At 66.7% G+C, this 14,641-nt stretch carries 10 protein-coding genes and 1 tRNA gene; 8 read left to right on the top strand and 3 right to left on the bottom strand.

Features of this window, described 5'->3' with window-relative positions; all coding sequences use genetic code 11:
* The first annotated feature begins 93 nt into the window (after positions 1-93).
* Positions 94-2,085 carry a serine/threonine protein kinase gene (locus tag DB30_RS31310; protein ID WP_052555937.1) on the top strand — a complete coding sequence of 664 codons (1,992 nt, stop codon included), beginning with the start codon at positions 94-96 and terminating at the stop codon, positions 2,083-2,085.
* Between the two features lie 21 nt (positions 2,086-2,106).
* On the top strand, positions 2,107-3,948 hold the full coding sequence (locus tag DB30_RS31305) for a penicillin-insensitive murein endopeptidase (RefSeq protein ID WP_052555935.1): 1,842 nt from the start codon (positions 2,107-2,109) through the stop codon (positions 3,946-3,948).
* 185 nt (positions 3,949-4,133) lie between these two features.
* Here the strand turns inward: DB30_RS31305 and DB30_RS31300 are convergent, their stop codons facing one another.
* Positions 4,134-4,997: a hypothetical protein gene (locus DB30_RS31300; RefSeq protein ID WP_052555934.1), complete on the bottom strand. Its 864-nt coding sequence runs from the start codon at positions 4,995-4,997 to the stop codon at positions 4,134-4,136.
* A 535-nt stretch (positions 4,998-5,532) separates the two neighbouring features.
* On the bottom strand, positions 5,533-7,413 hold the full coding sequence (locus DB30_RS31295) for a M61 family metallopeptidase (RefSeq protein WP_052555932.1): 1,881 nt from the start codon (positions 7,411-7,413) through the stop codon (positions 5,533-5,535).
* A 59-nt stretch (positions 7,414-7,472) separates the two neighbouring features.
* Here DB30_RS31295 and pyk point away from each other — a divergent pair, with 59 nt between their 5' ends.
* The 5 genes from pyk (at position 7,473) to DB30_RS31270 (ending at position 13,149) form a co-directional block, all read left to right on the top strand.
* Positions 7,473-8,921: a pyruvate kinase gene (gene pyk, locus DB30_RS31290; protein WP_052555931.1), complete on the top strand. Its 1,449-nt coding sequence runs from the start codon at positions 7,473-7,475 to the stop codon at positions 8,919-8,921.
* 35 nt (positions 8,922-8,956) lie between these two features.
* Positions 8,957-9,038, top strand: a tRNA-Leu gene (locus DB30_RS31285).
* A 281-nt stretch (positions 9,039-9,319) separates the two neighbouring features.
* A complete protein-coding gene (locus DB30_RS31280; protein ID WP_146661422.1) occupies positions 9,320-10,708 on the top strand; it encodes a Vgb family protein in 1,389 nt (462 codons plus the stop codon).
* 5 nt (positions 10,709-10,713) lie between these two features.
* Positions 10,714-11,772, top strand: coding sequence for a potassium channel family protein (locus tag DB30_RS31275; RefSeq protein WP_052555928.1), 1,059 nt, complete (start codon positions 10,714-10,716; stop codon positions 11,770-11,772).
* Positions 11,773-11,841: 69 nt separating this feature from the next.
* Positions 11,842-13,149, top strand: coding sequence for an FHA domain-containing protein (locus DB30_RS31270; protein ID WP_052555927.1), 1,308 nt, complete (start codon positions 11,842-11,844; stop codon positions 13,147-13,149).
* Between the two features lies 1 nt (position 13,150).
* On the opposite strand, the gene DB30_RS31265 is transcribed toward DB30_RS31270, so the two are convergent.
* Positions 13,151-14,200: a TolB-like translocation protein gene (locus DB30_RS31265; RefSeq protein ID WP_052555925.1), complete on the bottom strand. Its 1,050-nt coding sequence runs from the start codon at positions 14,198-14,200 to the stop codon at positions 13,151-13,153.
* Positions 14,201-14,273: 73 nt separating this feature from the next.
* Here DB30_RS31265 and DB30_RS31260 point away from each other — a divergent pair.
* On the top strand, positions 14,274-14,641 hold a 368-nt coding region (locus DB30_RS31260), incomplete at its 3' end, for a hypothetical protein (protein ID WP_146661418.1).

The following is a 14,641-nucleotide window of genomic DNA, read 5'->3' as shown; positions in this document are numbered from 1 at the left end:
GCTTCATGCACACCGTTGCTGTGTCGTCGCGAACGATCAGGTAAAGTCGCTCGACATCGACCAGGCATACTTTCCCCTGGTCGTGGAGTCTCCGTGTCGGATCCGACTGAGCTCAACCAAGGTGGTCCACCCCAGATCCCCGGCTGGAAGCCCCCGCCCGACCTGCTCGGGACGGTGCTGGCTGATCGCTACAAGGTCATCTCTACCCTCGGCGATGGCGGGATGGGTTCGGTGTACCTCGGCGAGCACGTCACGCTGCGCAAGAAGGTCGCGATCAAGGTCCTCAAGCAGGAGTTCTGCCACGACCGGACCAACGTCGAGCGGTTCCTGCAAGAGGCCCGCGCGGCCTCCATGATCCGTCACGAGAATATCGTCGACATCATGGACTTCGGGCAGGTGCCCGGCGGATCGGTGTTCTTCGTGATGGAGCTGCTCGAGGGCAGTGACCTCTCGGACATGCTCAAGAAGGTCAAGCGGCTGCCGTGGCTGCGGACCCGCAACATCTTGCTGCAAGTGGTTCGCGCGCTTCGGGCCGCGCACGAGTCGGGGATCATTCACCGGGACATGAAGCCCGGGAACGTGTTCTTGATCGCCCGCAGCAGCGCGCGCGACTACGTCAAGGTGCTCGACTTTGGCATCGCCAAGGTCGACGATCAAAACACCGGGCTGACCCGGACCGGCGCGGTGTTTGGAACCGCCGGCTACATGGCGCCGGAGCAAGCGTGCGGCGATCCAGTTGACGGGCGCACAGATGTGTACGCGGTCGGCTGCATGATGTTCGAGATGTTGACCGGGCGCACGCCGTTCCCCGGGACCAACTTCATGCGGGTGCTGACCCAGCACATGAACGAGCCGGCTCCGCCGCCGCGCGACGTGTGCCCCGACGCCGACGTCTCGGACGAGGTCGAGACCATCATCCTCACCGCGCTGTCCAAGAAGCCAGAGGATCGGTTCCCGGACATGGCCGCGTTCGAAAAGGCGATCGCCCAGGCCAACGGCGAGGTCGCCACGGTGCCGCCGCAGAACCGGCCGCGCACCGACAAGGGCACGCTGGTGCTCGAAGACAACGGCATGATGTCGCCGTTCGCCGGGATGACGCCGGGCGCTCCGCCGCCGGGCTACCTCAACCCCGACGACATCGAGGAGTTCGACGAAGAGCCCAACGCCGACGCAACGATGATGCTCGACGGCATGGGCGGCGTCTCGCTGGGTGGCAGCGACGGTGGTGGTGGTGGCGGCGACGCAACGATGATGCTCGACGGCATGGGCGGCTACTCGCTCGGCAGCGACGGTGGCGGTGGCGGCGACGCGACGATGATGCTCGATGGGCTGCCCGACGGCGCCGACATCGGGAACATGGGCAACGACGCCACGATGACGTCGGGCAGCGCGTCCAAGTCGGCGACCCGCTCGCCCGCGGCCGCGTCCCAGGACAAGACCCGCAAGAAGCTCTACATGATCCTTGGCGGGGTCATGGCGGTGCTGGTGCTGGTGATCGTGCTGGGCCTGGTGTTCAGCGGCGGCAAGAAAAAACAGGTCGCGGCCAACGACGCGGACGACAAGCCCGAGGTCAAGGCCGACGCGGACACCAGCAAGGAGCCCGCGGACACCGGCGCGCCCAGTCTCGAGGGTGGCGACGAGGGTGGCGACGAGGGGGCAGCGGCGGACTCTTCCGCGCCGGAGCCCGTGCCCGAGCCGGACCCCGTACCCGAGCCGGACCCCGTGCCCGAGCCGGATCCAGATCCCGAGCCCGAGACCTTGGAGCCAGTGCCCGAGGTCGTGCCGAAGAAGCCCAACGGTGGTGGCGGCACAACCACGATCAAGGACGCGCTGTCCGACAGCGACGTCAGCAAGGGCCTCAAGCGGGTTCAAAAAAAGGTGAGCGCGTGCAAGAGCCAAGGCGGCCTCCCTGGCATGAAAGTCCAGGTCAATTTCTTGGTCTCCGACGGCAAGGTCAAGACGGCTTCCGCTCGCCCGCCGCACACCAGCAGTCCGGTCGGCAAGTGCGTGGCGAGTGCGGTCAAGGGGGCCAAGTTCACCAAGGCCAAGCAGTCGAAGATCGTCGACCACACCTTCTCGCTCTAGCGAGAACCGGGCCCGCACGCCATGCAGGGCAGCAGCATCAGGATCACGGGCCCCGACGGGCGCAGCTGGCAGGTGCCTCTCACGGGCGCGCAGCTGTCGATCGGGCGCACGCCCGACAACGACCTCGTGCTCGATCAGGGCGGGGTGTCCTCGCGCCACTGCGTGATCGGCCGTGACCCCACCGGCGTGTTCGTGATCCAGGATCAGGGCTCGACCAACGGCACGTGGGTCGCGGAGCAGCGGGTCTCTGGGACCGCGGCGTTGCAGCCCGGCGTGAAGATCACCGTGGGCAGCTACATCCTGGTGCTCGAGCTTGGCTCGGTCGGCGGGGCTGCTGGGCTTGGGGGTGGGGCAGCGCGGCCACCGACGAGCGCGGGGCCGATCGTGACGGCGCCGATCGGCGTCCGAGCCCGCGGGCCGCTGATCCGCGGATCCGCCGATGAGCGAGCCGCTCGTCGCTTCCAAGATCGCGTGACCCGCTACGCGGCCGAGTGGGACAAGTCCGATCGTCGCAGCCGGCTGTTGCTGCGCGGCCGCAACCTCAGGCAGGCGATCGAGTTCATGGATCGCGGCGGCGACTTCGACGAGTCGTTTGGCGAGCTCGAAGAGAGCTTCATCCGGGCCTCGGTCGAGGGCCGCGATCGCAACAAGGTGGTTCGGATCGCGGGCGTCGCAGGCGGCGCGCTGCTGTTGGTCGGCGCGATCGTGTTCGTCGCCACCCACGACTGGAGCCGCGACGAGGTCGAGGTCGTCGACACCAAGACCGAAGGGCCCGTGAAGCCCGACGACGCGGGCGACGCGATCGAGATCATGCAGCCGCTCGAGGCTGGTGACGGCGGCTCGGCGGCGCGCGTCGAGAAGACAACGATCTCCCACGTCGTGATCCCAGCCGAGACCGTCGAAGAGATCGCGCTGCGCTACGACGTCCCGCCCAACTCGGTGATGCGCTGGAACGGCATCGACGAGAGCACCCCGCTCGAGCCCGGCCGGGTCCTGGAGATCCAAGCCGAGAAAGTCCCGCTGCCGCAGCAGGAGCTGACCTACCGAACCGACAAGCGCGAGTCGTGGTCGAGCCTGGCCAAGCGCTTTGACGTGCCGGTGTCCAAGCTGCAGGCCTACAACCCCGACGTCGGCGACGCGATCAAGGCCGGCGCCGAGCTGACCGTGTGGGTCGATCCCAAGCCGCTGCGCCGCAAGGACGTGCAGATCCCCGAGTTCGTGGTCCGCCCAGACGCGATCTCGGTCGGCTCTCCGCAGAACGGCAAGATCCTCAACGCCATCAATTTTCCGGAGAACGACAGCCTCTACAAGCGTCGCAACCCGCAGATCATGTGGTGCGCCAGCCACATGGCCCAGCACCTGCAGCACGCGATCGCCTCGTTCCGCTTCACCTACGAGTTCGAAGGCGAGATGGTCGTCGCGGACATGAGCAAGCAGCACGGCGGCTTGTTCAACCCCCACAAGTCGCACCAGGCCGGCCGCGACGTCGACATCTGGCTGCCAAGCCTCAAGGGCGTGTACCAGCCCAGCCACATCCGCGAGGGCCACGAGCGCCGGCCAACCTCGGAGGAGGCCGATTGGTTCGCGCTCTACGGGTTCCTGAAGGCTCTGTACGAGACCCACGAGGTCGAGGCGGTGTTCTTGGCTTACGAGCTACACGACCGCGTGTACAAGGCGGCCAAGCTGATGGGCGCGAGCGAAGAGGAGCTCGACGCCATGATCGCCTATCCGCGCGGGGCCCATCACCGCAAGAGCTTGCTGCAACACTCGGCGGGCCACACCCATCACGTCCACGTGCGATTCAAGTGTGGGCCCAATGATGAGTGTTCAAAGGGCGGGGCCGACTTCGATCCTGGCGATTGAGTTGGTGCTACACGCGGGCGCACGATCGAAGCGCGGCCCTACTTGGCGCTCCGGCAGCGCGATGATGTCCTCGTAGGTTGCGCTTGCTCGAGATAGCCGACTTGGGTCAGCGTCCTCGTCCGCCTCCGCGGCCGAGGTCGCCGACCCAAGCTGGCCCAAGTGGTTCGGCTGATTGGACGAGCGGTCTAGAACAGGCTGCCGTTGGACAGCACGCACTCGCCGGCCTCGCAGACCGCCTCGGAGTCGGTGCACAGATAGACCTGCAGGCACTGGACGTTGGGACCACACTTTGGACCCGACGTGCTGCACTGCTTGGCGACCGCGATCTCCTGGCCGCCCGCGTTGCACGGACAGCAACCAGGGGTGGTCTTGATGCAGTCGTCGTCGCTGACGCAGCCGCAGCTCGCGTCGGTCTCGACCGCTGCGCTCTCGGGCGCTGCGATCTGGGCGTCAACCACGTTCGCTTCGGCGTTGCCGACGCCTGCGAGGCACTCCACGTACTCGGGGGTCATCGCCCAGCCGCAGCTCCAGGCCGGGCCGTTGTTGCCGCAGGTGGTGTACTGCAGGCACTCGTACTCGGGGCGCCACTGGCAGGTGGTGATGACCGGCTGGTTTGCGCAGATTTGGCCGCTGCAGCCGGTGACCTGACACTGCTTGAAAAAGCCGATCAAGCCCTTGTTCGCGCTGAGATCGGGTTGGTCGATGCGCAATTGATCGAGCACGCTGTGGTCGGCCAACGCTCGCTCGGCGAGGTCGATGGCCTCCGCGAGCTCGGCGGGCAGCTCGGCGTCGGGGTTGACCTGTTGGCCGTCCCAGCTGGCGATCATGCCGTCGCCGTCGGGCGTCAGCACGAGCGCCTGGCTCGCGCCATCGGCACGGACTTCGAGCGCGCCCTCGACAACGACGATGGTGCCGCCGTCGACGACCACGGTGCCGGGCTCGAGCACGCTCGGGTTCACTTCCTGGTTGGCCGCCTCGAGCGCGTCGCCGGGCTCGTCCAGGCCCTGGCAGGCGCTGAGTCCCGCACCGAAGCAAAGGACGATAGACATGGAGATGATCGATTGAATGTGTTGCATTGGGATGGGAATCCGATCAGTCGTGGGATCACGCTGTAATTAGGCGAATCTGGCGGCGCTCGCTACTGACCGAAATTACAAAACCGATGTGTGCGCGGTCGTTCGCGGTCACCGGCCGATCGGATGGGTGGCGCTCCGCGATGCGCAATGCTCTTCGTCGTTCGAGGTAGCGTCGCTCGGACCGGTGACACCCATCACGGACCGGTGACACCCATCACGTCCACGTGCGATTCAAGTGTGGGCCCAATGATGAGCGTTCAAAGGGCGGGGTGGGCTTCGACCCTGGCGATTGAGTGGGTGCCGCACACGGGCGCACGATCGAAGCGCGGATGACGACGGCCCGACTTGGCCGCGCCGACGAGGTCCCAGATCGAGCGAAGCTTCAGTCCTCGGACCAGCTGCCCAGCCGGCGAGGTCGGGGATCAGCGGGTTGCGCGGCGTCGGGCGGGCTCGGCCATCGGTACGAATTTAGCACCCTCGAGATCGGCGAGTTTGGCGGCCGCGGCCGTCAGCGGACCAAGTGCTCCAACAGCCACAGCTCGCGCACGCGCGCGAGCTCGAGATCCCCTGCCTGGTTTGGCGCTGTGCAGCCGATCCGCGCGTGTGGGTTTGCGGCCGTCGTCAGCGAGCGGGTCTCGAGCCGCTGCCCGCGAAACAGGCTGACCTTCGCCGTCGCGCCCACGCCCAGATCCATCAGCCGCTCGTTGGCTTCACGCACGTCGTCCACCCGGGACCCCTCGATCGCAATGATCTCGTCGCCAAGCATGAGCCCGGCGCTGGCCGCCGGCGAGCCCGGCTCGATCGCCGTCACGCTGCGATACCCGCCGATCCCCGACCACACCGCCTCGCGCCCTTCTGCGCTGCCAAGCTCGACGACGAACCCGGCCTGCTCGAGCAGCGCCGGCAGCGGCAGCTCCTCCGTCCCGTAGACATAGCGATCGAAGAACCAGCGCATGTCCTCGCCGGCCTCGGCCGACGCCGCCGCGACGATGTCGTTGATATCGATCCCCACCGATCCCGACACGGGATCCCGCAGCGCCCACAGCCGCCGAAACAGCCCGTCGAGCGAGCCCGTGGTGTGGTTGGCCCGGGCGCGCAGGCGCAGGCTCAGATCCAGGCACACCCCGATCAGGTTGCCCTTCTCGTAGTAGCTGATCGTCGTCTCACTGTGGTTGGCCTCGGGCTTGTAGGCCTTGATCCAAGCCTCGCGCGACAGCGACGCGATCGGTGTGTGGTTGCGGCCCGGCTTGCGCACGTAGCCGGTCCACGCGCTCGACAGCTGGGCCAGATAGTCGCTCGGCGCCAGCAGCCCCGCCCGCAGCAGCGCGCGGGTCTCCATGGTCTCGGTGAACCCTTCGTGAAACCACAGCAGCTCCGAGTAGCTCTCGTGCGCGTAGTTGAAGGGCCCAAGCACCTCGTCGTGGATCCGCTTGACGTTCCACAGGTGGAAGAACTCGTGGGCGACCAAGCGCTGGACCTGCGCGTAGCCGCTGGGCTTCGAGAACACCCACGGGTCGACGATCATCGCCGTGGAGTCGTGGTGCTCGAGCCCGCCGCCGCCGACCGGATCCGCGACCAGCAGGAAGCTGTAGCGATCGAAGGGCAGCCCGTTGAGGGTCCGCGCGAACGAGCGGACGATCCGCTCGGTGTCCGCGGTGATCTTGTCGATGTTGGCGTTGGTCCCCGCGGGCGCGACCAGCACGAACTCCAGCGGCTTACCGGCGACGACGAACTCGCGCACCTGCGCCGCCCCGAGCAGCAGCGGACTGTCGACCAGCTCGTCGTAGCTCGCGGCCGTGTACGCCAGTTGCGAGGTCGACGCGCGATCGAGGGCCGTGTGCACCGGCCAGTCTGGCGGCGGCTCGATCTCCAATGAAGCGGCGCGGTGGGTCTCACCGACCACGTACATGAACACGCTGGTCCCGTTGAGCAGCGCGTAGCGATCGTCCACGTACGAGGTCCGCACGCTGAGCTCATCGGCGAACACCTCGTAGTCCAGCGTGAAGCCTTGGCCCGCGTTGGCGATCGACCAGGTCTGCTTGTCGTCGCGGGTGACGGGCAACGCCGCGCCGTCCAGGGTCTTGGCCTCGACGCCGTACACGTGCTTGCCGAAGTCGCGGATCAGGTACGAGCCCGGGGCCCACGCGGGCATGGCCAGCTGCGTGGTCTTGCCCCGGGCGTCGCCAAGCTCGAGATGAACGTGGACGTAGCGGGTCGTGGGCGCCGGGATCGACAGGTGATAGCGGACCGCGGCCGGCTGCGACTTGGACCCCCGCTTGGCCGCGTGGGCCAGGCTGGGGAGCGCTGTCCACACGCTCAGGGCGGCGATCAGGCCAGCGATCAGGCCAGCGACTCGCAGACGAAGGCAGGGGGCTCGGCGCTCCAGCATCTGCCGCAGTGTAAACGGCCCGCTCGGCGCGGCGCGCAGCTTGTGTCAATATCCCGTCGATGGAGCAACGACGCGCCAAGATCCTCGCGACCCTCGGTCCGGCCAGCAACAGCGACGAGATGATTGGCGCCTTGCTCGACGCGGGCGTCGATGCCGTGCGGCTCAACATGTCGCACGGCAGCCACGAGGACCACACGCAGGTCTACAACCGCGTGCGCGAGCAGGCCAGCATCCGCCGCAAGCCGGTCGCCGTGCTTGGGGATCTGCAGGGCCCCAAGATCCGCGTTGGGAAGATCCCCAAGCCCGGCATGGAGATCGTGGCCGGCGAAGCGCTGGTGTTCATCGCCGACCCCGACGCCAAGATCGAGCAGGGTCGCGTCACGATCGACTACGTCAACTTGCCCGCCGAGGCCAAGGTTGGCGAGCGCGTGCTCATGGACGACGGCGCGCTCGAGGCCAAGATCACCAAGATCGAAGGCGACGAGGTCCACACGGTCGTCGTCACCGGCGGCCTGTTGGGCCCGCGCAAGGGCGTGAACCTGCCCGACTCCGATCTGAAGCTGCCCTCGTTGACGGAGAAGGACAAGGTCGACCTGCAGTTCGCGCTCGAGCTTGGCGTTGACATGATCGCGCTGTCGTTCGTGCGTGGCCCCGAGGATCTCGAGCTGTGCCGCGCCCTGATGCTGGAGTGCGGCCGTGAAGTCCCGCTCGTGGCCAAGATCGAGAAGCCCGAGGCCGTCCAACCCGACGTGCTCCCCAGGATCATCGAGGTCGCCAACGGCATCATGATCGCCCGCGGTGATCTTGGCGTAGAGATGGGCCCCGAAGAGGTCCCGCTGATCCAAAAGCAGCTGATCAAGCTCAGCAACGAGCACGGCAAGCTGGTCATCACCGCCACGCAGATGCTGGACTCGATGATCCGCAATCCACGCCCGACCCGCGCCGAGGCATCCGATGTCGCCAACGCGATCCTCGATGGCAGCGACGCGGTCATGCTCTCGGGCGAGACCGCGGCCGGCAAGTACCCGATCGAGTCGGTCAAGACCATGGACAGGATCGTCCGCCGCATCGAGCAGACCGAGCGCTACTGGCTCGACCCGCCCAAGGACATGCAGCTCGGGCACACGACCAACGCCGTCGCGCGAGCCGCCGTGATCAGCTCGCGCAGCCTGCCCGACTGCAAGGCCATCATCTGCTACACCGGCACCGGCGGCATCGCGCGCCTGGTCAGCGACTACCGGCCCAAGGTGCCCGTGTACGGGTTCACCCCGGAGCCGGCCACCTTCCAGGCGCTCGCGCTGTACTGGGGGGTGATCCCGATCCGCTTCCAGCCCGCGTCGCCCAACGGCGAGACGATCTTCATCGACCTGGATCACGCCGCGATCGACCGGGGCTTGTTTGAACGCGGCGATCGCGTCGTGATCGCCCTTGGATGGCCTCTGAAGGCCCGTACGCCGGTGAACATGCTCAAATTGCACAAGATCGGAGAGAGCTTGCGCGGGGCTTGAGGCGGTGATATCTACCGCGTCCCGCTGAGGCTTCTGCGAAGGTGGCGGAATTGGTAGACGCGCTAGACTAAGGATCTAGTGTCTCACGACGTGGGGGTTCAAGTCCCCCCCTTCGCAACTCGAAACGCCACCAGGGCTCGCTCTGGTGGCGCTTGTTTTTGTCGCGCGCGCGCCAGCTTGCTCGAGTCGTCGAGCGAGTCGCGAGCGCATGTAGACAGGCCAAGCTGGTCAGGCGAACCACCCGACCACGAGCACACAGCGCGGTTGGGCTGCTCCCGGCCCGCGACACGCGAGGTCAGGTGCTGAACAAACGGCGTTTGACGGGGCACATGAGCCCGCTCGCGTGGTCGCGTTTGCGCCTGGACGACTCTCGGTCCAGTTGGGAGACTGTGCCGGTCATGCGTGCATCTTTGTTGCCACTCGCTTCGCTCGTCTGTCTGCCTCTCGCCGTTGCTTGCGGCGACTCGGACCAGCGACAAGACGGCGATGGCTCGTCGATCAGCTCACTCGGCGGCGAGACCACGGCGGACAGCGGCAACAGCAACAGCGGCAACAGCAGCAGCAACAGCACGACCAACACGGGCGACGGGGACGGGGACGACACCGGTGATGGCGATGGCGATGCCGACACGGGCGACGGCGACGCGGATGGTGGTACCGGCAACCACAAGTGGGACGTGATCTCGATCCCCGACGGCAACCATCAGTGCGGTGACGGTGGCGGCAACGGCAACAGCGACTTCTCCTACATCTGGATCGCGAACTCGTCGCAAGGGACGATGACCAAGCTCAACACCGACACCATGGTCGAAGAGGGCCGCTACTACATGCGCCCCGATGGTGCCGGCAGCCCTTCGCGGACCACGGTGTCACTCAGCGGCAACGTCGCAATCTCGGCGCGCACCAGCGGCGGCGGGGTCACGAAGTTCTGGGCCGACATCGCCGACTGCGAAGAGAGCAACGGCATGCCCGGGATCCAGACCTCGTCGGGCGCGAATGACATCCTGGCGTGGGACATGGAAGAGTGCCGCGCGTGGCACCAGCCCTTCGTTGGCAAGAACTACACCTCGAACCGGCCCATGGCCTGGGCGCCGGGCGAGCTCAACGAGGGCACCTGCCTGTACGAGAACGAGAAGCTGTGGACGTCTGGCTCGAACGGGCAGACAGAGGTGCTGCTGCTCGATGGCGAGACCGGCGAGATCGAAGAGACGATCAACATCGCGGCGGTTGGTGCCGGGTATCTCTACGGCGGGGCCGTCGACGGCGAGGGCAACTTCTGGGGCCTGCAAAACAGCTCCAAGATCATTCGCGTCGATCGCAACGACTTCACCGTGCAGGACTGGCCGGTCCCGAGCGGGCCTGGCTACGGCATCGCGATCGACGCGCAGAGTCGGGTGTGGACCTGCGGTGGCGGTCACGCGTCGCGCTTCGACCCCGAGACCGAGACCTGGCAGTCCACGCCGGGTGCGTCTTCGGGCATCGGCGGCTGCATGACCGACGGCGAGGGCACGCTCTATCACAGTCGCTACCCGCAGGGGGTCATCGTCGCGATCGACACCGACACCGTCGCCCCGGTCGGTGAGTTCGTGATCCCAGCCTACGTGCACGGCATCAGCATCGACTTCAAGGGCATGGTCTGGGGGGTCACCTTCGCCGGCTCGTCGGTCTACCGCCTGGATCCCGAGACCGCGCTGTTCGACACCTACAGCGGGCTGGTCGGCGCCTACACCTACAGCGACATGACGGGCTTCGGGCTCAGCTCGGTGTCCTCGACGCCTAGCGGCTAGTTCAGTTGCTGCTGCGACTGATACGGCTGGCGCGTCGGGTTCGCGACCGGCGCGCGGTTGGGCTGGTGGTGGTTGCGATGCTGCTGGCAACGGCGCTCGTCGGCAACGCGGTGTGTTTCTACACCTTCGAGCACGCAGCCAACCCCACGCTGACATGGGGCGACGCGTGCTGGCACAGCGTCGTCTCGGTCACGACGATCGGCTACGGCGACTACTCGGCCACGACCGTGGGTGGCCGGCTTGGGACCATCGCGTTCATCGTCTTGTTTGGGCTGACCAGCTTCAGCCTGTTCTTCGGCATGATGCTGGACTGGGCGAGCACGGTCCTGTCCAACGCACACAAGGGGCTCGGCCGCGCCATGGTCCAAGATCACATCCTCATCGTTCACTTTCCAAGCGCGCAGCGGGTCCGCCAGGTCATCGACGAGATCCGCAGCGACCCCGAGTACCGCACCTGCGAGATCGTGGTGGTCAGCACCGCGATCGAGTCGCTGCCCTTCGACGTCAAGAACGTGGTGTTCGTGCGCGGCTCCTCGCACGACGTGCAGACCTACAAGCGCGCGCGGATCGAGGCGTGCCGCATGGCGATGGTGCTGAGCCCCGACTACAGTGACCGCAACAGCGACGCGATCGTGGCCGCGGCGGTCAGCGTGATCGATCGGCTCGAGTCCGAGGTCCACATCGTGGCCGAGTGCGCTGACGAGAAGCACCTGCCCTTGTTCGAGGCCTGCAACTGCGACTCGGTGATCCTGGGGATGAGCATCGCCGGCAACCTGTTGGTCCAGGAGGTCCACGATCCCGGGATCGCCCAGCTGATCGAGGTGCTGACCAGCAACCGACGCGGCACAACATTGTTCAGCACCGCGGTGACCGAGTCGGACGTGGCGTACATCGACATGGCCAAGGCCCTCCACGACCACGCCATCAACGTGGTCGCGGTGAATCGCGGGACCGAGAGCAACACGATCCTCGAGGGCCTGCGCTCGCAGGTGGGCGACCGAATCATCTACGCAGGCGCTGGGCGGGTGAACTGGGCCAGCTTGCGGGCGCGTGCGGGCTGCTGACCCCAATCAAAACCTGGTGAGACCCCAATCAATCCCGGGTGAGAGCCCATTATAGTACTATCGGAACCGATGAACGTTTCGCTGAAGTTTGGGACCCACACGCGGCAGGTCGACTACACCAACCCGCGGGTGCTGCTTGGCCGTGACGAGCAGAGCTGTGAGCTGTGGCTGCACGACGAGAGCGTCTCGCGGCGTCACGCCGAGGTGTACCTGGACCAGGGCGGCAACGTGTTCATTCGCGATCTTGGCTCGTCGAACGGGACCTGGGTCGACGGTCAGGCACTCGGGCCGCAGCCGGTCCAGCTCGCGCCGGGCCAGGTCGTCTACGTGGGTCACGCGCCGCTTGGTGTCGAGTGGGCGCAGGCCGGTGGGGGGCGGGCTGCGACGGTCATGGCCGCGCTGCCGCCCGAGATGCTGGCCATGATGGCGCAGCGCCGACAGCAGCAGATGAACGCCCCCGCCGCGCCGATGGGCTTCGCGCCGGTCGCCGCCCAGGCGCCGGTGCCAATGGGCTATGCCCAGCAGCCGCCGCAGCAACAGCAGGCGCAATACCAGCAATCTATCGCAGGCTCGCCCGCGGCCCACCAGGCCACCCAGTCCATGACCCACGCAGGGGTTGGGGTCGCCGCGACGGTCGGGGTTGGCGGCACCGTCGGGCCCACGCCCGCCGAGCTGACCTACCGCCGTCAGGGAAACAACAACAATGGCACGCTGCTGATCGCCCTGGCCAGCGACACCTTCGCCAACGAGTCGACCCTGGACGGGTTCTTGGAGTTCACCGCGACCGATCGCGAGACTGTCGCCTCGATCTTCGTCGAGCTGGTCGAGTACCATAAAAAGGGCCACAAAAAGGGCCACGTGTGGGACCGCTGCTTGGTCCGCCAGGGCCCGTGGAAGACCCAAAAGGGCGACATCTTGCCAATGCCGTTTCAGCTGCGCGTGCCTTCGGGCACCTCGATCTCTGGGCCGGATTGTCACTGGGCGCTGCGCGGCTACGTCGATATTGCGTGGGCCCTGGACATTGAAGCGACCGCGCCAATTACCATGCGCAACCGCGACATAGAGAAGATCCGCGACGCGCTCGGGGCCCTGGACTACCGGGTCAACACACTAGACTCGGCGCCGCTCGGGCAAAAATATACCGGCAAGTTCAACCCGCCCATGCACCTGCGCAAGCAGCTCAATATTACGGATATCAACTTTGACATCGAGTACTTGGGCACCAACTTGAAGGTCGTGATGGAGGTCGAGAAGAACAAGCTGTTCCATCGCGACAAGCGCCAAGAATTCGTGTTTGCGCTCGACATCCTGCGCGCGGCCAGCTTGCAGGACACGAGCCAGCACTTTCAGCAAGAGATCAACAAGCTGATGAGCTGAGCTACTTGCTCATCCAGTAGACCTGCTTGTCGTCGATCCAGAACAAGTTGAATCGGTTACTGGCGACGTTGCGATCACCCGAGCCGGTGATCACCTCGATCTCGCCGCCAGTCTTGGCCAGACGCCGGAGCTCGCCGCCGCGGACAGTGGTCAAGTACACGTGGCGCTCGTCGGCGAACACCTCCATGAAGCCGGGCAGCCCGCGCTTGCGGGCCAGGACCTGGGTCTCGCCGCCGGTGATCGGGCGGCGGTACAGGCTGTGCAGCGGCTCGCCGTCGTCCTCGGCCCAGGTCACCCACAAGAACGCGTCGCCGTCGACGGTCAGGCTGGCGAAGGTCTCGTCGCTGTGCAGCAGCTCCTTGCCCGACCTCGCGCCGTCCCACTGGTAGACGGCCCAGGTGCCGTCGTTGCGGGCGCGGGTGGTCCAGTACAGGGCGTCGCTGGCCTCGTCGGCGAGCAGCGTGCGGACGACCCCGCGGCGGCGCGCGACCAGCTTGGGCTTGTGGTTGCCGCGCTCGAGCACGTAGAACCCACCCTCGTCGATCTCGTCGTCGGGCCGGGTGAAGTACACGACGTCGGGGCGGATCACCCAGCTGTGCCCGGCGATGTCGCTGATCCGATCGAGGTACTCGCCGTCGAGCGTGAGCGCGCGCAGACCGGGTCCATCGGGGGAGTCGTGGCGCTCGTGCCAGTACAGCTGATCGTCGATCAGCCGCAGCGTGGTCATTGGCACGAACGCCCCCTCGGCGATGACCTTTGGCATGCCGAGCAGCGGGACCTTGACGATCATGCCAGTCGGCACCGCATCGGGGTTTTTGGACTCGCCTTCCTTGGTCTCGGCGAAGCGCAGCCCGCTGACGTAGAGGTGCTCGCCGTCCGCCACCATCCCGCGGATCACGAACTTGGGCGAGTACAGCGGCGTTGGCTTGCCGTAGGCGACCGGCTGACCGTCGCGCAGCTCGACGTCCTTCGCCGAGCTCCCGAGCTGCTTGTCGCAGCCGGATGACAGCGCGAGAGCGAGGCACAGCGGGACGATGAAGCTGCAGCGCACGGCTCTTGTTTACCACGGGCTCGGCGGCTGCTTTGGGTCCCCGTGCAGACCCAAGCGGCTACCATGGGCGCAGATGATCCGGGCAACGACCTCGCTGCTGCGAGTCTGCGCAGTGCTCGTCACGTTGGCGGCGCTGTTGCTGCCAACGTTGGCGCGCGCGGGCAGGCACAGCATGATCCCGCCGGGGCAAGAGCAGCGCATTCGTGCGTTCGTCGACGAGGGGATCGAGGCCGCGCGGGCGGCCGGTGAGCTGCCGATCGAGCTCGATCAGCTCGTTGACATCCACATCGAGCGCGACCGGGTCAGCGTGGTCCTGCATCCGCGGGCGCCGGCGCCCAACGCCGAGGTTCCGCAGCTGCTGCTGTTTCATCCGGACGCGGCGCCCGAGGACACGGGCGAAGCGGCGGCGCCGGGGGTGGTGCTGCGCTGCGGCCCACCACC

The organism is Enhygromyxa salina, assembly GCF_000737335.2.
In the GTDB taxonomy this organism is placed as follows: Bacteria; Myxococcota_A; Polyangia; order Nannocystales; family Nannocystaceae; genus Plesiocystis; species Plesiocystis salina_C.
The sequence above is the reverse complement of the archived record's forward strand: the minus strand, read 5'-3'. Positions and strand labels throughout refer to the sequence as shown.